Origin of the sequence: Streptomyces sp. NPDC007945 (assembly GCF_042958885.1) — a bacterium.
Classification (GTDB): Bacteria; Actinomycetota; Actinomycetes; order Streptomycetales; family Streptomycetaceae; genus Streptomyces.
Genome location: NZ_JBIBJV010000001.1, coordinates 248,619 through 269,290, shown reverse-complemented (window position 1 = coordinate 269,290; position 20,672 = coordinate 248,619). Strand labels below are relative to the sequence as shown.

Genomic DNA, 20,672 nt, shown 5'->3' with positions numbered 1-20,672 from the left:
GGACATGGACCCCGAGCAGGGGGGGCAATCGCGGCCAAAGCGGACGTACGTGACAGGGTGGGGCCGTGGATCAATTGGCCCTCCTGTTCCTGCTGCTCCTCGGAGCCCTGCTCACCGTCCCGCTCGGTGACCGGCTGGGGCTGCCCGCGCCCGTCCTGATGACGCTCCTCGGGATCGTGCTGGCGTTCCTGCCCTTCGTGCCGGACGTCGACATCCCGCCGGAGTTCATCCTCCCGCTGGTGCTGCCCCCGCTGCTCTACGCCTCGGTGCAGCGGACCTCCTGGCGGCAGTTCGCGGCGAACCGGCGGCCGATCTTCCTGCTCGCGGTGGCCCTGGTCTTCGTGACCACGGCCGCCGTCGGCGCGGTCGCGGACGTGCTGGTGCCCGGCATCCCGCTGGCCGCGGCGCTGGCGCTCGGCGCCCTGGTCGCCCCGCCCGACCCGGTCGCGGCGACCGCCGTGGCCGGCTCGCTCGGGCTGCCCCGGCGGCTGGTGTCGATCCTGGAGGGCGAGGGGCTCTTCAACGACGTGACCGCGATCGTGCTGTACCACGTGGCCATCGCCGCCGTGGTGAGCGGCGAGTTCTCCTTGCCCGAGGCACTGGGGCAGTTCGTCCTCTCGGCGGTGGTGGCGATCGCGGTCGGCCTCGCCCTCGGCTGGGTCACCAACAAGCTGATGGGCTTCCTCGGCGACGCCACCCTGCAGACCGGGCTCACCCTCCTCGTGCCCTTCGTCTCCTACGTCCTGGCCGAGGAGCTGCACGGCTCCGGTGTCCTCGCGGTCCTCGTCACCGCGCTCTTCCTCGCCGAGTACGCGGTCGACGCCGACGACGTGATGGGGCGGCTCGCCGGGCAGACCTTCTGGGAGATCGTCGACACCCTGGTCACCGGCATCGCCTTCGGCCTCATCGGCCTGGAGCTCGTCCACGTCCTCGGCGTCGCCGAGGGGCACATGGGCGAGATGCTGGGCTGGGGGGCGGTGGTCGTCGGCGTGGTCGTCGGGGTGCGGCTGCTCTGGCTGCTGCCGGCCGGCTGGCTGGCGCAGAAGCTGCACGACCGGCGGAACGTCGACGAGGAGATCCCGACGAGCTGGCGGGAGACCGTCGTCATGTGGTGGTCGGGGATGCGCGGGGTGGCCTCGGTCGCGCTGGCCCTCGCCATCCCGCGCACCACCGAGGACGGCTCGCCCTTCCCCGGCCGGGACGAGCTGATCTTCCTCGCCTTCTGCGTGATCCTCGCCACCCTGGTGGTGCAGGGGCTCACCCTGCCGTGGCTGGTGCGCAGGCTCGGGGTGGAGGCCGACGCCGACGCCGGGCGGGCCTTCGAGCGGGAGCTGGCGCTGCGGGCCGCCAAGGCCGCCAAGCGGCGCCTGAAGGAGATCGAGGAGGTCGAGGAGCTGCCCGAGGAGGTTGCCGAGCGGCTCCAGCGGGGGGCCTTCGACATCGGGGCGCGGATCAGTCCGGACATGGTCGACGAGGAGCGGCGGGCCGCCTTCGTCGAGCGGGCGTCGCGGGTGAAGCGGGTGCAGGCGATCCAGCGCGAGATGCTGTCCGCCGCGCGCCACGCGGTGCTCTCGGCGCGCAGCGAGCCGGGGGCCGACCCGGAGGTGGTCGACCGGGTGCTGCGCCACCTGGACGTCCGCTCGCTGCGCTGACCTGGGGGTTCCCGCGGGTCTCCGGGGGCGGGTGGCAGGATGGCGGGATGGACATCATGCTTTTCCACTCGGTGTACGGGAAGCGCCCGGCCGTGGACGCCGCCGCCGACCGGCTGCGGGCCGCCGGCCACCAGGTGTGGGTGCCGGACCTCTTCGACGGCTGGACCACCGACTCGGTGGAGGTGGCCATGGCGAAGAAGGACGAGATCGGCTCCGACGAGCTGCTGAAGCGCGCGGTCATGGCCGCCGCCCCCTACTCGGAGCGCGGTCTCGTCTACGCGGGCTTCTCCTTCGGCGCCTCGGTCGCGCAGACCCTGGCGCTCGGCGACGAGAAGGCGCGCGGGCTGCTGCTGCTCCACGGCACCTCGGACCTGGCGCCGAACGCCTCGGTGGACGAGCTGCCCGTCCAGCTGCACGTGGCCGAGCCGGACCCGTTCGAGACGGACGACTGGCTGTCCTCCTGGTACCTGCAGATGCGCAGGGCCGGCGCGGACGTGGAGGTCTACCGCTACCGGGGGGCCGGGCACGTGTACACGGACCCGGAGCTGCCGGACTGGGACCCCGACGCGGCGGAGCGGACCTGGGCGATCGCCCTCGACTTCCTCGACGGGCTCGCCGGGGACGAGTGACGGGTACGGCCCCCGGGGGATTCCCCCGGGGGCCGTTCACTGTGCGCGGACGGGCCGTCAGGCGCGGTACGCGGTCCAGTGGTCGTTCATGCGGGTCACCTGGCCGGTGGTGAACTGGTACATGCACGCGTCGTACGTGTAGTCCATGAAGTTGTGGATCGGGTCCACGCCGGCCTTGGAGGCGCAGGTGTCACGGCCGGTGGGGCACTCGTAGGCCGCGGACTTCTCGGCCGGGGTGTCGGCGACGTAGTCGCCGTTGCCGGTGCAGCCGCCCTGGAAGGTGTGGTAGAGGCCCATCCAGTGGCCGACCTCGTGGGTCGCGGTGTCGCCCTGGTTGTAGTTGGCCGCCGAGCCGCCCGGCAGGGAGGCGTCGAGGAGGACCACGCCGTCCATGGACGGGTTGGACTGGTACGAGGACGGGAAGGTCGCCCAGCCGAGCAGGCCGCCGCTGAGGTTGGCGGTGTAGATGTTCAGCGCGTTGGCGCCGCCCTGGCGGAGGGTCTGCTTCATCTGCTTCTCGGCGGTGGAGCCGGAGGCCAGGTTGTACCAGGAGGCGTTGTCCGTGTAGGTGGTGCCGGCGAGGCTGAACTGGAAGCCGGTGTTCACGTTGCCGGAGCCCTGGCCGCCGAAGGCCGCGTTGAGCACGTTCATCTGGTTGCTGATGGCCGTGGCGCTCAGCTTGCCGGTCGTGCCGCTGTGGACGACGTGGAAGTAGACCGGGATGGTCGCGCCGGCGGTGGCGGCGGTGGCGGAGAGCCGGCCGCTCGACTTCAGCGCCGAGAGCTTCTTGCTCAGATCGGCGTCCATGGCCTTGGCCTGGGTCGCGGAGACCTCGTTCGGCTCGTGGGCGTGGGTGTCGGCGCCCTTCACCTTGCGGGCGCCGGACAGGGCGGCCGTGTCGTCGGCGCACTCTTCCGCGGAGGCGCCGGCCAGGGTCGGGGAGGCCTGGGCGACGACGGGGGCGGAGAACGGGGCCAGGGCCAGGGTTCCGGCCAGGACGGCGGTACCGAGTACACGACGTGAGGTACGCGGCGATATACGGACAAGAGCACGCACAGGTGACTCCTCGCGGGGGGTTGTGGGAGGTACTTCCTCGCCACGGCGGGGAGATTACGCGTTCATGTCAGACACCGTTGAGCGGTGATCAGGCCCAATCAATCGGAGGACAATTGGGTACATCAGGAAGAAAGTTTTTTGTGACTTCCGGAGTTTGAGACATGGACGTCATCAAACCTGTGCCAGTGGCGGGTGGTGTGTCCGGATTCGCCTGTCCGAATCCACCACCCGCCGTAGCCATGTGATCTGCTGTTAACAAAGAAGATCATGGCTGAAAATCGTCGGTCAGGAGGCCGTCAGGAGACGGCAACCGGTCCGTCAGATGACCGGCTGGTACACCCGCTCGACCCGCTGCGTCCCGCTGAGGGTCCGGTAGGAGCGCGCCCACGAGGCCGTCGCGGCCGGATCGCGCTTGTCGGAGACCGTGTAGTAGTCCATCTGCGAGCGGTCCGCGGTCACGTCCAGGACGCCGTACCCGTGGTGGTCCATGTCCACCCACTTCACGTGCCGGTTGGCCGTCCTCACCGCGCCGGCCGCCACCACCGAGAGGGTGCCCGGGGCCACGTTCAGCAGGTCGTCCAGGTTGTCCGAGGTCACCGAGGTGACCACGAACTCGGTCGCCACCGAGGCCGAGAGCGGATACGTGGCCGCCTTGGCCGGCACGTCGTTGGCCCACGCCATGTGGATGTCGCCGGTGAGGAAGACCGTGTTCCGGATCCCCCGCGCGCTCAGGTGCCCGAGCAGCTCCTTGCGGTCGTCGGTGTAACCGTCCCACTGGTCGACGTTGACCGCGATCCCCTCGGCCGGCAGCCCCATCAGCTCGGCCAGCGGCTCAAGGAGGTACGCGGGCAGCGAGCCGAAGGCGACCGGCGAGATCATCACCGAGGTGCCGACCAGCTGCCAGGCGGCGTCCGAACCGGCCAGGCCGGACTTCAGCCAGTCGAGCTGCGCGCGACCGGTGACCGTGCGCTCCGGGTCGTCCACCGAGCCGGAGCCCGTCTTCGCCTGGGCGGAGCGGAAGGAGCGCAGGTCGAGCAGGTGCAGATCGGCCAGCCTGCCGAAGCGGAGGCGGCGGAAGACCGTGCCCTCCGTGGAGGCGCGGACCGGCATCCATTCGAAGTAGGCCCGCTTGGCGGCGGCCACCCGGGCCGCCCAGTCGCCCTCGGCGCCGGGGGTGTGGTTCTCCGCCCCACCGGTCCAGGCGTCGTTGGCGAACTCGTGGTCGTCCCAGATCGCCACCACCGGGTGGGCCGCGTGCAGCGCCTGGAGGTCCGGGTCGGTCTTGTACCGCCCGTGCCGGGTGCGGTAATCGGCCAGCGAGACGATCTCGTGGCGCGGCTCGTGGGTCCGGACGGTGTCCTTCGCCTCCGGGTACACCCCGCTCGCGTACTCGTAGATGTAGTCGCCCAGGTGCAGGACCGCGTCCAGGTCGCCCCGGGTGGCGAGGTGCCGGTACGCGGAGAAGTGGCCGGCCTCGTAGTTGGCGCAGGACACCACGCCGAAGCGGACGCCCGGGGCGGCGGAGTCGGCGGCCGGGGCGGTCCGGGTCCGGCCGGCGGCCGAGACGGCGCCGTCGGCGGTGAAGCGGAAGAAGTAGGAGGTGGCCGGGCGCAGGCCGCGGACGTCGGCCTTGACGGTGTGGTCGGCGGTGGCGGAGGCGGTGGCCGTACCCGAGGCGACGACCCGGGCGAAGGAGCGGTCCTCCGCCACCTCCCAGTCGACGCGGACGTCCGCGCCGAGCCCGGAGCCGGGCACGGCCTCGGGGGAGGGGGTGACGCGCGTCCACAGCAGGACGCCGTCGGGCAGCGGGTCGCCCGAGGCGACACCGTGCAGGAAGGCGGGCGCCGGGGCGTCCGCCAGGGCCGGCGCGGCCGCGCCCAGGAGCGCGGGAGCGGCGACGGCGGTGGCGGCGGCGGCCTTGACGACCGTGCGCCGCGTGGGGGCGGGAGATATGGAGTGACTGGTCACGGCCAGTCAGATTACTGACGGGTATGAAAGGTTGACAGGCAGAAGCGGAAAGTTCTCCGGAGTTTCGCCCGCCGCTCACGACGATCTCCCGACGGCCCCTCGCTTCCCGGCCCGCGCGGGCCGGGAAGCGGAGGAGAGGCGTCAGCCGCCGAGGACCGGAGCGAGGGCGGCGTTGAACTCCTCGACGGTCAGCGGCGGGTTCTGCGAGCCCGCCGCCGTGAGGGTCTTGCCGTCCATCTTCAGCGTCGGGGTGCCCTTCACCCCGCTGTCGTCGAAGGTCTTCGACATCTTCATCGCCCAGGCGTCGAAGGTGCCGTCCTCCACGTTCTTCTTGAAGGCGGCGTTCGCCTTCAGGGCCGGGACCGTGTCCGCGACCTCCAGGAGGTAGGAGTCCTTCGCGAACTTGTCCTCGCTCTCCTCCGGGTGCCACTTCGCGGAGTAGAGCGCCGCCTTGTAGTCGAGGAAGGCCTCCGGGCTCACGTCGAGCGCCGCGCCCAGCGCCGACAGGGCGTTCTTCGAGCCCTCGCCCTGGTCGGACTTGTCGATGAAGGTGGCGCCGACGTACTTGACCTTGTACTTGCCGGCCTCGACGTCCTTCTCGACGGTGGCGCCGACCGACTGCTCGAAGGTCGCGCAGACGGGGCAGCGGGAGTCCTCGTACAGCTCCAGGGTCTTCTTCGCGGAGTCCTTGCCGATGACGACGGTCGTGCCGTTCTCGCCCTCGGTGTTCTTCGGGGCCGTGATCGTCTTCGCGTCGGCGGCGGTCTCCCACGCGCTGGGCTGGTTGGCCTGGACGACGGCGTAGCCGATGCCGCCGGCGACGGCGAGCACGGCCACCGCCGAGACGCCGACGACCAGCTGCCGGCGGGCCCGGTCCTTCTTGGCCTGGGCCTCGCGCTCGGCGCGCAGACGCTCGCGGGCGGCGGCCTTGTTGGCCTGGTTGTTGCGTGCACTCATGATCGTGGTTCTCCGGAGAGGTGAAGGAAAGGGGGAAGGCCGGGGGGCGCTCAGACGAGAGCGAGCGCCGCCCGCGGCGGTCCCCGCCGCCCCACGGAGTGCACCAGGAGACGCGTACGGGACGGGCGCGGCCGGGGCGCGGGGCGCGCCGGACCCGGCGCCGTCGGACGCTCCCCGCCCACCAGGGCCGCGAGCAGCTCCAGCGGCCGGAAGGCCGAGGCCGCCGCGGCGCCGAGCAGCCGGGCGAGCGCCCGCTCCCCGCCGCGCAGCCAGCCGGCCGCCGCGAGGCCGACCGCCACATGGGCGCCGAGCAGCAGCCACGGCAGCGCAGGGTCGGAGGAGGCGAGCACCGTGACGGCCCGGCCCTCCGGCGCCACGACCCCGGGCAGCGGGGCGCCGACGGCCCCGCCGCACAGCACCTCCACCCCCAAGGACCGCAGCGCGCCCGCGACCGGCCCGCCGGCGGGGCCGTAACAGACGGTCTGACCGGAGGTGAAGAGGGTGTCGGCGGCCAGCTCCAGCGGGACGAGCAGCCCCGCGATCGGGCCGAAGCCGCGTTCCCGGCCGGCCAGCGCGTACGCCGCGGCGAAGACCCCGACGGCGACCGGGGCGACCGTGCCCAGCGGCAGCGGTACCCGGGAGAGCAGCACATGGGAAGCCACGGACAGCGCCACGACCAGTGTCGTGAAGACCGCCGCCCGCAGCGCCCTCAGCCGCGTCCCTGCCATGTCCATCGGTGAACGAGTGTGCCATGGCCGGTCATAAGGGGTCCCTAAGAAGAAGCTGTGGCTCCGGTTACCGCGGGGCCGTGCTCGGGGGAGCGGCTCACAGACCCGGTATCCGGCCGTTGCGGAAGAGGTCCACGAAGATCTGGTGGTCGGCACGCGCGCGTGCGCCGTACGTGTGCGCGAAGTCCACCAGGAGCTCCACGAAGCCGTCCTCGTCGGCCGCGATCGCGGCGTCGATGGCCCGCTCGGTGGAGAACGGCACCAGCGAGTGGCCGCTGGACTCGTCCGCCGCCGCGTGCATCGTCGCGGTCGCCCGGCCCAGGTCGGCCACGGTCGCCGCGATGTCCTCCGGGTCGTCGATGTCCGACCAGTCCAGGTCGACCGCGTACGGCGACACCTCGGCGACCAGCTGGCCCGCGCCGTCCAGCTCCGTCCAGCCGAGCCACGGGTCCGCGTGCGCCTGGAGCGCCCGCTGGGAGATCACCGTGCGGTGCCCCTCGTGCCGGAAGTAGCCCCGCACCGCCGGATCCGTGACGTGCCGCGAGACCGCCGGGGTCTGCGCCTGCTTGAGGTAGATCACCACGTCGTTCTCCAGGGCGTCGCTGTGCCCCTCCAGGAGGACGTTGTACGAGGGGAGGCCGGCCGAGCCGATGCCGATCCCGCGCCGACCGACCACGTCCTTCACCCGGTACGAGTCCGGGCGGACCAGGCTGGACTCCGGCAGGGTCTCCAGATAGCCGTCGAAGGCCGCGAGCACCTTGTGGCGGGTGGTCGCGTCCAGCTCGATCGACCCGCCGCCGGGCGCGAAGCGGCGCTCGTACTCCCGGATCTCGGTCATCGAGTCGAGTAGCCCGAAGCGGGTCTTCGCCCGTGCCTCGCGCAGCGCGCCGAGGAGCGCCCCGTCGGCGGTCTCCAGGGTGAAGGGCGTGCCGCCGTCGCCGCCGGGGCCGGAGGCCAGGGCGTGTATCCGCTCCCGGTAGGCCGCCGCGTAGATCCGGACCAGGCGGGTGATCTGTCCGTCGCTGAGGGCCTTGGTGTAGCCGATCAGGGCGAGCGAGGCGGCGAGCCGCTTGAGGTCCCAGGTGAAGGGGCCGACGTACGCCTCGTCGAAGTCGTTGACGTTGAAGATCAGCCGCCCGTTGGCGTCCATGTACGTGCCGAAGTTCTCGGCGTGGAGGTCGCCGTGGATCCACACCCGGGCGGTCCGCGCGTCCAGGAAGGGGCCGCCGCCGTCGGCCTCCTCCTCCAGGTCGTCGTAGAAGAGGCAGGCGGTGCCCCGGTAGAAGGCGAAGGCGGAGCCGGCCATCTTCCGGAACTTGACCCGGAAGGCCGCCGGGTCGGCGGCGAGCAGCTCTCCGAAGGCCGTGTCGAAGACGGTGAGGATCCGCTCGCCGCGCTCGGCGGCGGGGGGCTGGGGGACCGGCATCGGGGGCGCCTCCTGGTGCATGACAGGGTCCGGACAAATGGGGCAGGTGTTCACCGGCTCACCACGCGCGACCCTAGCCGCCGGTGCCCGCCTCCTGTCACTCGTCCGACGTAGACTTCGACGCTGTCCCCCCAGAAGTTCACAGCCGGAGGCCTCCCCCGTGACCAAGCCGCCCTTCACGCACCTCCACGTCCACACCCAGTACTCCCTGCTGGACGGTGCCGCGCGGCTGAAGGACATGTTCAACGCGTGCAACGAGATGGGCATGACCCATATCGCCATGTCCGACCACGGGAACCTGCACGGCGCGTACGACTTCTTCCACAGCGCCAAGAAGGCCGGCGTGACGCCGATCATCGGCATCGAGGCGTACGTCGCCCCCGAGTCCCGGCGCAACAAGCGCAAGATCCAGTGGGGCCAGCCGCACCAGAAGCGGGACGACGTCTCCGGCTCCGGCGGCTACACCCACAAGACCATCTGGGCGGCGAACTCCACCGGACTGCACAACCTCTTCAAGCTCTCCTCCGACGCCTACGCCGAGGGCTGGCTCCAGAAGTGGCCCCGGATGGACAAGGAGACCATCTCCCAGTGGTCCGAGGGGCTGATCGCCTCCACCGGCTGCCCCTCGGGCGAGCTCCAGACCCGACTGCGCCTCGGCCAGTTCGACGAGGCCCTGAAGTCGGCCTCCGAGTACCAGGACATCTTCGGCAAGGACCGCTACTTCCTGGAGCTGATGGACCACGGCATCGAGATCGAGCGCCGGGTCCGCGACGGCCTCCTGGAGATCGGCAAGAAGCTCGGCATCCCGCCGCTGGTCACCAACGACTCGCACTACACCTACGCGCACGAGGCGACCGCCCACGACGCCCTGCTGTGCATCCAGACCGGCAAGAACCTCTCCGACCCGGACCGCTTCAAGTTCGACGGCACCGGCTACTACCTGAAGTCGACGGACGAGATGTACGCCATCGACTCCTCGGACGCCTGGCAGGAGGGGTGCGCCAACACCCTCCTGGTCGCCGAGCAGATCGACACGACCGGCATGTTCGAGGCCAAGAACCTCATGCCGAAGTTCGACATCCCGGAGGGCTACACCGAGGTCAGCTGGTTCCGCGAGGAGACCATGCGCGGCATGCGCCGCCGGTTCCCCGACGGCATCCCGGAGGACCGCCTCAAGCAGGTCGAGTACGAGATGGACACCATCATCTCGATGGGCTTCCCCGGCTACTTCCTCGTCGTCGCCGACTTCATCATGTGGGCGAAGAAGCAGGGCATCGCCGTGGGCCCCGGCCGAGGCTCCGCGGCCGGCTCGATCGTCGCGTACGCCATGGGCATCACCGACCTCGACCCCATCCCGCACGGCCTGATCTTCGAGCGCTTCCTCAACCCCGAGCGCATCTCGATGCCCGATGTCGACATCGACTTCGACGAGCGCCGGCGCGTCGAGGTGATCCGGTACGTGACCGAGAAGTACGGCGCCGACAAGGTCGCCATGATCGGCACCTACGGCAAGATCAAGGCCAAGAACGCGATCAAGGACTCGGCCCGCGTCCTCGGCTACCCCTACGCCATGGGCGACCGGCTCACCAAGGCCATGCCCGCCGACGTCCTCGGCAAGGGCATCGACCTCGACGGCATCACCAACCCCGCCCACCCGCGCTACAGCGAGGCGGGCGAGATCCGGGCGATGTACGAGAACGAGCCGGACGTGAAGAAGGTCATCGACACCGCCAAGGGCGTCGAGGGCCTGGTCCGCCAGATGGGCGTGCACGCCGCCGGCGTGATCATGTCCAGCGAGCCGATCGTCGACCACGCCCCCATCTGGGTGCGGCACACCGACGGCGTCACCATCACCCAGTGGGACTACCCGCAGTGCGAGTCGCTCGGCCTGCTGAAGATGGACTTCCTCGGCCTGCGCAACCTCACGATCATGGACGACGCCGTCAAGATGGTGAAGGCCAACAAGGGGATCGACCTCGACCTCCTGGCCCTCCCGCTCGACGACCCGAAGACCTTCGAACTGCTCCAGCGCGGCGACACCCTCGGCGTCTTCCAGTTCGACGGCGGCCCCATGCGGTCCCTCCTGCGGCTGATGAAGCCCGACAACTTCGAAGACATCTCCGCCGTGTCCGCGCTCTACCGCCCGGGCCCGATGGGCATGAACTCGCACACGAACTACGCCCTGCGCAAGAACGGCCAGCAGGAGATCACCCCGATCCACCCCGAGCTGGAGAAGCCGCTCGAAGAGGTGCTCGCGGTCACCTACGGCCTCATCGTCTACCAGGAGCAGGTGCAGAAGGCCGCCCAGATCATCGCCGGCTACTCGCTCGGCGAGGCCGACATCCTCCGCCGCGTCATGGGCAAGAAGAAGCCCGACGAGCTGGCGAAGAACTTCACCATCTTCCAGGCCGGCGCCCAGAAGAACGGCTACAGCGACGAGGCCATCCAGGCCCTCTGGGACGTCCTGGTCCCCTTCGCCGGCTACGCCTTCAACAAGGCGCACTCCGCCGCGTACGGCCTGGTCTCCTATTGGACCGCCTACCTGAAGGCGAACTACCCCGCCGAGTACATGGCGGGCCTGCTGACCTCGGTCAAGGACGACAAGGACAAGTCCGCGGTCTACCTCAACGAGTGCCGCCGCATGGGCATCAGGGTCCTGCCGCCGAACGTGAACGAGTCGGAGGCGAACTTCGCCGCCCAGGGCGACGACGTCATCCTCTTCGGCCTCACCGCCGTCCGTAACGTCGGCGCCAACGTCGTCGAGTCGATCATCAAGACCCGCAAGGCCAAGGGGAAGTACTCCTCCTTCCCCGACTTCCTCGACAAGGTCGAGGCCGTGGTCTGCAACAAGCGCACCATCGAGTCGCTGATCAAGGCCGGCGCCTTCGACACCATGGGCCACACCCGCAAGGGCCTCGTCGCCCAGCACGAGCCCATGATCGACACCGTGGTCGCGGTCAAGCGCAAGGAGGCCGAGGGACAGTTCGACCTCTTCGGCGGCATGGGCGAGGAGGAGAGCAGCGAGCCCGGCTTCGGCCTCGACGTCACCTTCACCGACGACGAGTGGGACAAGACCTACCTGCTCGCGCAGGAGCGCGAGATGCTCGGCCTGTACGTCTCCGACCACCCGCTCTTCGGCCTGGAGCACGTCCTCTCCGACAAGACCGACGCGGGCATCTCCCAGCTCACCGGCGGGGAGCACGCCGACGGCGCGGTCGTCACCATCGGCGGCATCATCTCCGGCCTCCAGCGGAAGATGACCAAGCAGGGCAACGCCTGGGCGATCGCCACCGTCGAGGACCTCGCCGGCTCCATCGAGTGCATGTTCTTCCCCGCCACCTACCAGCTGGTCTCCACCCAGCTGGTCGAGGACGCCGTCGTCTTCGTCAAGGGCCGGCTCGACAAGCGCGAGGACGTCCCCCGCCTCGTCGCCATGGAACTGATGGTCCCCGACCTCTCCAACGCCGGGACCAACGCTCCCGTGGTCCTCACCATCCCGGCCCTCAAGGTCACTCCGCCGATGGTGAGCCGGCTGGACGAGATCCTCCGCCACCACAAGGGCAACACCGAGGTGCGGATCAAGCTCCAGGGCCCCCGCTCCACCACCGTGCTCCGCCTCGACCGGCACCGGGTCCAGCCCGACCCGGCCCTCTTCGGCGACCTGAAGGTGCTGCTCGGCCCGTCCTGCCTGGCCGGCTGACCCGGTCCCGCACCGCACGCGCAAGGGGCGCGCCCGTCGTCACGGGCGCGCCCCTTTGCCGATACTCCCGGCGTCGGCCGGGCGTCAGTTGTGCCCGAAGCGCTTCTGACGGCCCTTCCGCGCCATGTCACCGGGGGTGACCTGGGCGGCGCGGCTCTCGGCCTGGGACTCCATCGACGACTGCTGCGCCTGCTGGGCGCCGCGCTCGGCCGGCGACTGCTGCTTCTGACGGTTCTGGTTGCGGTTCTTGGCCATGGGGATGATGCCTCCTCGAAGGGATCTAGGGGCCAGGGCCGCTGTCAGACTCACACACGGGAGAAACCACCGCATGTTGGATCATTACGGCGCGTGAGGCCGCCTCTCCCGGGGGAGGGTTCCGGCTCCGCCACGCCGATGATCCAGTTCCGGCCGTCAACCCCCGGGCCGTCGGGCAGACTCGAAGGCACCCGGAACACCTGAGATCCCGACAGGGCCGAGATCCGAAAGAAGGTGGAGCACGTGGACCGATGCGTCGTCCTGGTGGACGCCGGCTATCTGCTGGGAGCCGCCGCCAGCCTGCTCGCCGGCGAACCGGCCCGCTCCCGCATCACCGTCGACCACGCGGGCCTCATCCGGCAGCTCAGGGAGCGGGCCGAGGACGAGACCGGGCTCCCGCTGCTGCGGATCTACTGGTTCGACGGCGCCCCCGACCGGGTGCCCCAGCCCGAGCACCGCAGGCTGCGCGTGATGCCCCGGGTCACCGTCCGGCTCGGCGCCCTGACCCGCAGCGACGGCCGCTGGGCGCAGAAGGGCGTCGACGCGGCCATGCACACCGAGCTCACCGAGCTGGCGCGCAACCGCGCCTGCTCCGACATCGTCCTCGTCACCGGCGACGGCGACCTGCTGCCCGGCCTCATGTCCGCCAAGGAGCACGGCGTCGCCGTCCACCTCTGGGCCGTCCAGGCCGCCGACGGCGACTACAACCAGTCGGAGGACCTGGTCGCCGAGGCCGACGAGCGGCGCGTCCTGGACCGGAGCTGGATCACCCGGGCGGTCCGCGCCAAGGACCTCGCCGGTCTCTGCGCCCCCCCGCCGGCGCCCCGCCCCGAGATCGCCGCCATCCTCTCGGCGCCGCTGCCCGAGGCCGCCCTCGCCTCCGCCGAACGCGCCGCCGAGTCCGCCGCCGCGCGGAACGGCGGCCCGGCCCCCACCGGCACCCCCGCCGCCGACGGCCACGCGGACGGCCACCCGGACGGCCGGGGGCCCGCCGCCGTCCCGCCGCCCTCCGCCGGGAAGCCCGTCCCCACCCCCAAGGACCTCGCCGGCCTGCGGCCCGCCGCCGCCCCGCACCCCGCCGCGCCCCAGCCCGCGAGCGCCCTGCGCTGGTCCTCCGACCGGGGCTGGGTCGAGCGGCCCCCGACCGCCCTCGGCGAGCCCGCCGAGACCGCCTCGCTGCCCACCCTGGCCCACCTCACCAGCGCCGAGCAGCGCTGGGCCGACCGCGAGGAGGACATCACCACCGTCGGCGGCGACCCCTTCGAAGTCGGACAGGTGTTCGCCCGCCGGTGGCTGGAGAGGCTCCCCGAGCAGTCCCACGTCCAGCGGCTCTCCGTCCTCTACCCGCGCATCCCGCACCGCATCGACGGCGAACTCCTCCGCTACGCCGCCCGGTTCGGTCTCCTCGCCCACAAGGACGACCAGATCGACGAGCACGACCGCTACGCCATCCGCGCCGGCTTCTGGCGCGAGATCGACGTCCGCGCCGCCGCCGAAACCGCCCCCGCGCCCGCCCCGGGGCCGGCGACCCCGTAGGCTCTCCCCCCGTGAGTACGGTGTGCGTGGTGCGGGATCTGGTCAAGACGTACCCCGCCACGCGCGGCAGGCGCGGAGCGCCCGCGACTCCCGAGGTGCGCGCCACCGACGGGATCAGCCTCGACGTGCGCGGCGGCGAGATCTTCGGGCTGCTCGGCCCCAACGGGGCGGGCAAGTCCACCCTGGTCCGGCAGCTGACCGGGCTGATGCGCCCCGACTCCGGCTCCGTCACCCTCCTCGGCCACGACCTCGTCCGCCACCCGGAACGCGCCGCCCGCCTCCTCGCCCACCTCGGCCAGGAGTCCACCGCCCTCGACGAGCTGACCGTCTCGCTCGCCGCCGAGACCACCGGCCGCCTCCGCGGCCTGAGCGCCGCGGACGCCCGCGCCGGCCGGGACGCCGTCCTCGACGAGCTGGGCCTCGGCGAGCTCGCCGACCGGCCGCTGCGGAAGCTCTCCGGCGGCCAGCGCCGACTCGCCTGCTTCGCCACCGCCCTGGTCGGCCCCCGCCCCGTCCTCGTCCTCGACGAGCCCACCACCGGCATGGACCCGGTCGCCCGCCGCGCCGTCTGGGCCGCCGTCGACCGCCGCCGCGCCGAGGACGGCACCACCGTCCTCCTCGTCACCCACAACGTCATCGAGGCCGAGACCGTCCTCGACCGGGTCGCCGTCCTCGACCGCGGCCGGGTGATCGCCTGTGACACCCCCGCCGGCCTGAAGGAACGCGTCGCCGACGAGGTCCGCGTCGAGCTGCTGTGGCGCGAGACCGCCCCGCTCGACCTCCCCGAGGTCGCCGCGCTGCGCGGGCTCGCCCAGGAGTCCGGCCGCCGCTGGGTCCTCCGCCTCGCCCCCGACGCCGCCCGCGCCGCCGTCGCCACCGTCACCGGCGGCGCCGCCTTCGCGGCCCTCGACGACTTCACGCTCGCCACGCCCAGCCTGGAGGACGTCTACCTCGCCCTCGGCGGCGCCGCCCGCGAAGGACTGGTGAAGGCATGAGCCCCACCCCTCCCGCCCCCGGCGTGACCCCCCACCTGCCGCACGTCACCCCCAGGAGCTGTCCGCGTTGAGCACCCTGCCCGCCGAGGCCCTGCCGGCCGGCGTGAAGGCCGCCCGGGCCCAGGGCGCCGAGGAGGCCGCGCCCCTCGCCCCGCCCGCCCGGCTGCTGCCCTCCCTCGCCGCCGTCTACCGGGCGCAGCTCAGCCGCGCCCGGGTGGCCCGGATCCCGCTGCTCTTCGTCGCCACCTTCCAGTCCATCGGCATCATGATCATGATGCGGGGGGTCGTCGACGGCGGCTCCGAGGCCCGCGCCGTCGTGGCGGGCTCCACGGTCCTCGTCGTCGCCTTCGTCGCCCTCAACCTGCTCGCCCAGTACTTCGGGCGGCTCCGCGCCGACGGCGGGCTCGACCACTACGCCACCCTGCCGGTGCCGCCCGCCGCCGTGGTGCTCGGCGCCGCCGGGGCGTACGCCTCCTTCACCGTCCCCGGCACGCTCGTCACCGCCGTCACGGGCGCCGTCCTCTTCGGCCTGCCGCTCGGCCACCTGTGGCTGCTCGCCGCCGTCGTGCCGCTCTCCGGCGCCGCCCTGTCCGGTCTCGGCGCCGCCCTCGGCCTGCTCGCCCCCCGCCAGGAACTGGCCACCCTCCTCGGCCAGCTCGGCATGTCCGCGGCCCTCCTCCTCGGGGTGCTGCCGGCCGAGCGGATGCCCCAGCCGATCGCCTGGGCACGGGACCTGCTGCCGTCCACGTACGGCGTCGAGGCCCTGGCCCGGGCCTTCGACCCGCGCCCCGACTGGGCGGCCGTCGCCCTCGACCTCGCCGTCTGCGGCGTCGTCGGCGTGCTGTCGCTGGCCCTCGCGACCTGGGCGTACCGCAGGGCGGCGGTCCGCTGAGGCGGGTCGCGGGGACACCTGGCACCATGGCGGGGTGACCGCACCCCTGACTCCCTCCCAGCAGCCGCCGCACGATTCCGGGTGGCCCCCGCCCCCGCCGCACCAGGGGCCCGCCGGAGACCCGATCACCGCGGCCGAGGTCGTCCAGGGACTGGTGGTGACGGCCGCCTCCGCGGTCGCGGGAGCGGTGCTCGGCGCGCTGTGGGTGTGGCTGGCGCCCGCCGTCCAGCTGATCTCCGACGGCGAGGGGGTCTATCTGCGGAACTCCGAGGGGGAGGCCGCGATCGGCGCCGACGGCACCTTCGTCCTCCTCGCGCTCGCCTTCGGCGCGGTCGCCGGGCTCGTCGTCTTCCTGGCCCGCCGCAAGGGCGGGGTGCCGCTCGTCCTCGGTCTGGCGATCGGCGGCGTCCTCGGCTCGCTGCTCGCCTGGTGGCTGGGGACGAAGCTGGGGCCCACCGCCGACGTGATCGCGCACGCCAAGGCCGTCGGCCCGAACGTGGTCTTCGACGCACCGCTGAAGCTCCGCATGGGCGCCGCGGCGATGCTGGCCTGGCCGCTCGCCGCGACCGTCGTCCACCTGCTCCTGACCGGGGTCTTCGGCCCCCGCGACCCGGAGCAGGGCCCCTGGGACGCGTACCGGCGCTGACCCGGGATCAGCCGCGGCCGATCGGCGCGAGCACCGCCGAGGTCAGCGCGGCCAGGTCGGCGGGGGAGAGCTCGACCTCCAGACCCCGCCGTCCGGCCGAGACGCAGATCGTCTCGTGCCCCGACGCCGAGGAGTCGAGCACCGTGCGCAGCCGCTTGCGCTGCCCCAGCGGGGAGATCCCGCCCCGCACGTAGCCGGTGGTCCGCTCGGCCGCCGCCGGGTCGGCCATCGCCGCCCGCTTGCCGCCGACCGCCGTCGCCAGCGCCTTCAGGTCCAGCTGGCCGGCGACCGGCACCACCGCCACCGTCAGCTCGCCGTCGACGTCCGCCACCAGCGTCTTGAAGACCCGGTCGGGCGTGACGCCGAGCGCCTCCGCCGCCTCCTCGCCGTACGAGGGCGTCGCCGGATCGTGCTCGTAGGCGTGCAGGGTGTACGCGGTCCCGGCCGCGGCCAGCGCCACCGTCGCCGGGGTGCCTCCGGCGTTCTTCTGCTTCTTCTTCGCCACGGGGTTTCCTCGGTCGTTCCCTCGGTCCGTCAGTTCGGGTGGGTCGGCGCCTGCGTCAGCTCCACCGCCGGCAGCGACGGGAGGTGGCGCAGCACCGCCGTCTCCGCGCGCAGCAGCGCCAGCTCCTCGCGCAGCCGGGTCGCGGTGTCCGGCGCCTCCAGGAGCCGCTGCTTCGTCGGCACGTCCACCAGGGCCGCCGCCGCGACCAGATACGACACCACCGAGGGGTCGTCGGGCAGCTCCGTGGTGGTCAGCGAGCGCTCCCGCGCCCCCGCCAGCCGCTTCTGGTAGGAGCGGAAGGCCCGCAGCACGCCCTCGGCCAGCGCCTCCGCCTCCTCGCCCGGGTCCTCCGGCAGATCCTCGGTCTCGGCCGTCAGGAAGGGGCCGCCCGCGTCCACCGAGAGCAGCCGCACCCGCGTGGTGCCGGTGACCATCACCTCGTACGAGCCGTCCCCGCGCTGCCGGATGCTGGCCGCGTCCGCGACGCACCCCACCGGGTGGAAGCTCTTGATCGGGTCCGGTCCGAAACCGGCCGCCGGTCCCTTCTCGGGCAGGGCCGTCTGGTCCGGCATCCCGGGCGCGGTCGGCGCGACCTCGGACCCGTCCCGGATCGCCACCACGGCGAACCGGCGCGGCTCGGCGGCGTCGATGTCGAGGAGCGCGCGCATCATGGCGCGATATCGCTCCTCGAAGACGTTGAGAGGCAGCACGAGGCCCGGGAACAGCACCGCGTTGAGCGGGAAGAGGGGCAGGCGAGCGGAGGTCACAGCGGCCAAGCCTAATGGCCGCGCGGACCGCTCCGTCCGGGGATTGCCCGAGCCCGCCCCCACAGCGGGGTCCGGCGCGCCAGCTCCGCCCGGCTCCGGTCCCGGGCGGAGAGGAACCGGCGCAGCGGATCGTGCCCGCCGACCGCCCACGGGAAGGAGGTGGCGTACGGCCCCGCGCGGCCGAACTCGGCCAGCGCCTCCTCCCACCGCTCGCGCTCCACCAGCACGTACGCCAGCAGGTTCCGCACCTCCGCCGGCCACGGGTCACCGGGCGCGAACGCCGCCGACAGCGCCAGCCCCCGGTCCGCGGCCCGGTCGATCCGCGCGCCGTCCGCCGCCGCGGGCTCGGCCTCCGTGCCCGCCGTCCCGGAGCCGGCCGGTCGCTCCCGGCCAGGACCCGGCGGCGGGCGCAGCGCCTCGTGGGCGGCGCGCACCGGCAGCGCCCGCACCAGCGACCCGGGCGCCGCGTCGTCGGCGGCCTGCTCCGCGAAGTCGAAGGCGGCCCGCTGTGAGCCGTACCACTGCGCCGACAGGTACTTCAGGGCGGCGACGTGGCAGCCGTAGTGGTGCGGGGAGCGGAGCAGCGCCTGCTCCCAGAGCCCCTCGAAGACCGCGTGCCCGGCGTGCGCCCCGCGCGCGTGGTCGAGGGCGAGCCGCCACGGCACCGGGTCCCGTCCGGCCTCCTCGGTGAGCGGCCGCAGCAGCGGGTCGAGCTCGCGCAGCCGCTCGGCCCTGGCCGGCGACTCCCAGGCGCGGCGCACCGCGAGCTGCGCGGCCACGAGGAGCGCGTCCGGGTCCCGCGGCGCGGCCTCCCGCCACCGGTCCAGCCACTCGCCCCGGTGGTACGCGAAGGCGGCGAGCCGGCCCACGTAGCGGTCCCGGTCCTCCCACTCCGCGGCGTCCCGGGTGGTCGCGAGCAGCTTCGCCGCGGGCTCCGGGTCGCCGAGCGCGGCGGCCACCAGGGCGGGGGAGAGCCGCCCGTCGGGGGCGTCCAGCAACACGTCGTCGTCCGGCGTGAGCCCGGCGGCGAGACGCGGGGCGTGCCGGGCCGAGCGGGCGGTGCCGACGAGGGCGCGGAGAAAGGACATGTCAGCTCGCATCTTCCCACCGGACGGGGCCGGAGGCCCGCCGTCCGCCCCGCCTTCACCCGGAGCACACCCGCTCTCCCCCCGGCCGTCACGGCGGCGGCCCGGCGGAGGGGCTCACCCCCGGCTGAGCAGCCGGGTCGCGCCCGCCGCCACCGCGGTGGCGAGGATCCAGCCGAGCAGGATCAGGACGGCCGCCGTCCACTGCCAGCCGCCCTCCAGCTTCCAGTAGCCGTCCTGGCCCAGGGTGATCACCGGGAGGAGCAGGTCCAGGGCGTACAGCGTGCCGTTCCACGCCGGGCCCTCGCCCTGTTTGATCGGCACCGGGTCGTACCGGGAGAAGGCCAGCGTGCCCGCCGCCCACAGCACCGCCATCCACAGCGCGGCCCGGCCGGGCCGGTAGCCGTACGCCACCGTCCAGTCCTGGACGTACCCCCACAGCTTCCCGGCGAGCGGCAGCGTCTCCCGTCTGCGCCGCTGCTTGGCCAGCAGCACCTCCCGGGCGTCGGCGTCCTCCCCGCTGGCCCGCAGCACGGCCGCGAGGCGCTCGTACGGCTCCGGGGCGTACTCGGGGGTCGCCGCCGCGACCCAGGCGATCCGCCGGGCCAGGGGGAAGTGGCCGTACGGCACCAGGTTCTCGTAGACGAAGCCGCTCATCGCCAGGCCGCCGGGGTCCGGCCAGCTGGTCGACAGGTCGATCAGCGTCACCACCTTCGCGCCGTTCAGCACCACGCGGCCCTCCTCCGGCCGCTCGCCGCTGAACCTCAGCTCCGGGGTGACGATCCGGCGCAGCGACAGCTCCTCCCGGCCGGCCCCGCTCAGCAGGAAGCGGGCGTGGTTCAGGTCCACCGCGTCCCCGAACCGCCCGTCGTCGAGCCGCACCCCGCCGTGGAACTCGGTGGGCCGGCGCCGGGCGTCCCGGAGCGGCGCCACGCCGTACGGCGGGGTCGCCGTGGACGGGCCGTCGCCCACGTACACCCAGGCGGCGTTGAGGTGGAGGGTCCGCTCCACCGTCAGCTGCGGAGCGTTCAGCGCGCGCCGGCCGCGGTCCCCGCGCAGCGTGCTGCCCCGCAGGCTGAGCGAGACCCCGACCTTCGCCCCGCGCAGGCTGAACTCGCCGTGCGTCTCGATCAGCTCGGCCTGGAGGTCCTGCGCCACCGACAGGCCGTCCGCCGCGATCGCCCGGCCCTGGCCGTCCGGCCACACCTGGATCTGGTTGAGCAGCAGGTCCGTGCCGATCTGCGCGTCCGTCAGCCGGATGCCGCGCAGCACCCGGCAGCGCGGCAGGTGGAGGTCGCCCTCGGTGTGCAGCCGGGCCGCCTCCAGGCGGGGGAGCGCGCAGTCGACCAGCCGCAGCGTGCCGAACCTGGCCTCGGGCAGCAGCACCTCGTCGTCGAAGCGGCAGCCCCGCAGCTCCACGTACGGCCCTATGGAACCGCCCGCCAGGTCGAGCACGCCGGTGATCCGCACCCCGCGCAGCTTCATCGCGGCCACCCGGCCCGGCAGGGCGGCCGGCCCGCCCAGCAGCAGCGCCGCCACCACGTCCGCGCGCACGCTCCGCTCCGGCCCCCACACCGCCGCTCCGAACGGGTCGTCCCGCTCCGGCACCCCCTCCGTCAGATCGCAGGTCCTGCCGATCCGGAACGCCTGCCACACGGCCCGCTCCGGGCCCGTGAGACCGTCCGGCATCCCGTCCTCGTGCGGCTCGGTCACTGCCGCCCCCTCGCTCTCCCCGATGCGCTCCCACCACTCCGCTCAGCGGGAGTGATGGATTCGTACAGTCGTTCTTCCCGCACTGTGACGGGCTGAACGCTAACGGTCAGGAGTGGCGAGGAGACGCCACAGTGGCGCGTATCGACGTACGGCAAGCGGTGT

The 20,672-nt window shown here is 72.9% G+C and carries 17 protein-coding genes; 7 read left to right on the top strand and 10 right to left on the bottom strand.

All coding sequences use genetic code 11. The features are described 5' to 3' along the window. Positions 1-65 precede the first annotated feature (65 nt). Both ACFZCF_RS01240 and ACFZCF_RS01235 read left to right on the top strand, forming a co-directional pair. A complete protein-coding gene (locus ACFZCF_RS01240) occupies positions 66-1,652 on the top strand; it encodes a Na+/H+ antiporter (protein ID WP_391283811.1) in 1,587 nt (528 codons plus the stop codon). Positions 1,653-1,699: 47 nt separating this feature from the next. Then, positions 1,700-2,281 (top strand): dienelactone hydrolase family protein, encoded by a 582-nt coding sequence (locus ACFZCF_RS01235; RefSeq protein ID WP_388439648.1) that lies wholly within the window; start codon positions 1,700-1,702, stop codon positions 2,279-2,281. A 57-nt stretch (positions 2,282-2,338) separates the two neighbouring features. Here the strand turns inward: ACFZCF_RS01235 and ACFZCF_RS01230 are convergent, their stop codons facing one another. The 5 genes from ACFZCF_RS01230 to ACFZCF_RS01210 all read right to left on the bottom strand — a co-directional run bounded on the left by ACFZCF_RS01230 (position 2,339) and on the right by ACFZCF_RS01210 (position 8,416). After that, positions 2,339-3,337 carry a zinc metalloprotease gene (locus ACFZCF_RS01230; protein WP_388439645.1) on the bottom strand — a complete coding sequence of 333 codons (999 nt, stop codon included), beginning with the start codon at positions 3,335-3,337 and terminating at the stop codon, positions 2,339-2,341. 318 nt (positions 3,338-3,655) lie between these two features. After that, entirely contained in the window at positions 3,656-5,305 is a 1,650-nt protein-coding gene (locus ACFZCF_RS01225; RefSeq protein ID WP_388439642.1) for an alkaline phosphatase D family protein, read from the bottom strand. 141 nt (positions 5,306-5,446) lie between these two features. After that, positions 5,447-6,262, bottom strand: coding sequence for a DsbA family protein (locus tag ACFZCF_RS01220; RefSeq protein WP_388439639.1), 816 nt, complete (start codon positions 6,260-6,262; stop codon positions 5,447-5,449). 50 nt (positions 6,263-6,312) lie between these two features. Next, on the bottom strand, positions 6,313-6,996 hold the full coding sequence (locus ACFZCF_RS01215; RefSeq protein ID WP_391283807.1) for a hypothetical protein: 684 nt from the start codon (positions 6,994-6,996) through the stop codon (positions 6,313-6,315). Between the two features lie 91 nt (positions 6,997-7,087). After that, positions 7,088-8,416 carry a DUF2252 family protein gene (locus ACFZCF_RS01210; RefSeq protein ID WP_391283805.1) on the bottom strand — a complete coding sequence of 443 codons (1,329 nt, stop codon included), beginning with the start codon at positions 8,414-8,416 and terminating at the stop codon, positions 7,088-7,090. Positions 8,417-8,576: 160 nt separating this feature from the next. On the opposite strand from ACFZCF_RS01210, the gene dnaE reads away from it, so the two are divergent. Next, the gene (gene dnaE, locus ACFZCF_RS01205) at positions 8,577-12,116 is read left to right on the top strand and encodes a DNA polymerase III subunit alpha (protein ID WP_388439630.1); all 3,540 of its coding nucleotides are present in this window, start codon (positions 8,577-8,579) and stop codon (positions 12,114-12,116) included. A gap of 84 nt (positions 12,117-12,200) precedes the next feature. On the opposite strand, the gene ACFZCF_RS01200 is transcribed toward dnaE, so the two are convergent. Next, complete coding sequence (locus ACFZCF_RS01200; RefSeq protein ID WP_388439628.1) at positions 12,201-12,371, bottom strand: hypothetical protein; 171 nt, start codon at positions 12,369-12,371, stop codon at positions 12,201-12,203. A 234-nt stretch (positions 12,372-12,605) separates the two neighbouring features. Here ACFZCF_RS01200 and ACFZCF_RS01195 point away from each other — a divergent pair, with 234 nt between their 5' ends. The 4 genes from ACFZCF_RS01195 to ACFZCF_RS01180 all read left to right on the top strand — a co-directional run bounded on the left by ACFZCF_RS01195 (position 12,606) and on the right by ACFZCF_RS01180 (position 16,440). Beyond that, on the top strand, positions 12,606-13,907 hold the full coding sequence (locus ACFZCF_RS01195) for an NYN domain-containing protein (RefSeq protein ID WP_391283802.1): 1,302 nt from the start codon (positions 12,606-12,608) through the stop codon (positions 13,905-13,907). 11 nt (positions 13,908-13,918) lie between these two features. Next, positions 13,919-14,902: an ABC transporter ATP-binding protein gene (locus ACFZCF_RS01190; protein ID WP_388439622.1), complete on the top strand. Its 984-nt coding sequence runs from the start codon at positions 13,919-13,921 to the stop codon at positions 14,900-14,902. Positions 14,903-14,969: 67 nt separating this feature from the next. Continuing rightward, positions 14,970-15,794, top strand: coding sequence for an ABC transporter permease (locus ACFZCF_RS01185; RefSeq protein WP_388439619.1), 825 nt, complete (start codon positions 14,970-14,972; stop codon positions 15,792-15,794). Between the two features lie 34 nt (positions 15,795-15,828). Continuing rightward, the gene (locus ACFZCF_RS01180) at positions 15,829-16,440 is read left to right on the top strand and encodes a DUF2567 domain-containing protein (RefSeq protein ID WP_388439616.1); all 612 of its coding nucleotides are present in this window, start codon (positions 15,829-15,831) and stop codon (positions 16,438-16,440) included. Positions 16,441-16,447: 7 nt separating this feature from the next. On the opposite strand, the gene ybaK is transcribed toward ACFZCF_RS01180, so the two are convergent. From ybaK to ACFZCF_RS01160, 4 genes are all read right to left on the bottom strand, one after another. Next, entirely contained in the window at positions 16,448-16,945 is a 498-nt protein-coding gene (gene ybaK / locus ACFZCF_RS01175; RefSeq protein ID WP_359526462.1) for a Cys-tRNA(Pro) deacylase, read from the bottom strand. A gap of 29 nt (positions 16,946-16,974) precedes the next feature. After that, positions 16,975-17,712: an LON peptidase substrate-binding domain-containing protein gene (locus ACFZCF_RS01170; protein ID WP_388439613.1), complete on the bottom strand. Its 738-nt coding sequence runs from the start codon at positions 17,710-17,712 to the stop codon at positions 16,975-16,977. 11 nt (positions 17,713-17,723) lie between these two features. After that, entirely contained in the window at positions 17,724-18,800 is a 1,077-nt protein-coding gene (locus tag ACFZCF_RS01165) for a hypothetical protein (RefSeq protein WP_391283798.1), read from the bottom strand. Positions 18,801-18,914: 114 nt separating this feature from the next. Further along, on the bottom strand, positions 18,915-20,510 hold the full coding sequence (locus ACFZCF_RS01160) for an oxidoreductase (protein WP_388439607.1): 1,596 nt from the start codon (positions 20,508-20,510) through the stop codon (positions 18,915-18,917). Positions 20,511-20,672: the final 162 nt, after the last annotated feature.

Excerpts from the sequence above, each read along its gene's own strand:
- ACFZCF_RS01200 (WP_388439628.1), bottom strand. The coding sequence starts at position 12,371 with ATGGCCAAGAACCGCAACCAGAACCGTCAGAAGCAGCAGTCGCCGGCC.
- ACFZCF_RS01220 (WP_388439639.1), bottom strand. The coding sequence starts at position 6,262 with ATGAGTGCACGCAACAACCAGGCCAACAAGGCCGCCGCCCGCGAGCGT.
- ACFZCF_RS01215 (WP_391283807.1), bottom strand. The coding sequence starts at position 6,996 with ATGGACATGGCAGGGACGCGGCTGAGGGCGCTGCGGGCGGCGGTCTTC.
- ACFZCF_RS01210 (WP_391283805.1), bottom strand. The coding sequence starts at position 8,416 with ATGCCGGTCCCCCAGCCCCCCGCCGCCGAGCGCGGCGAGCGGATCCTC.
- ACFZCF_RS01235 (WP_388439648.1), top strand. The coding sequence starts at position 1,700 with ATGGACATCATGCTTTTCCACTCGGTGTACGGGAAGCGCCCGGCCGTG.
- ACFZCF_RS01165 (WP_391283798.1), bottom strand. The coding sequence starts at position 18,800 with ATGTCCTTTCTCCGCGCCCTCGTCGGCACCGCCCGCTCGGCCCGGCAC.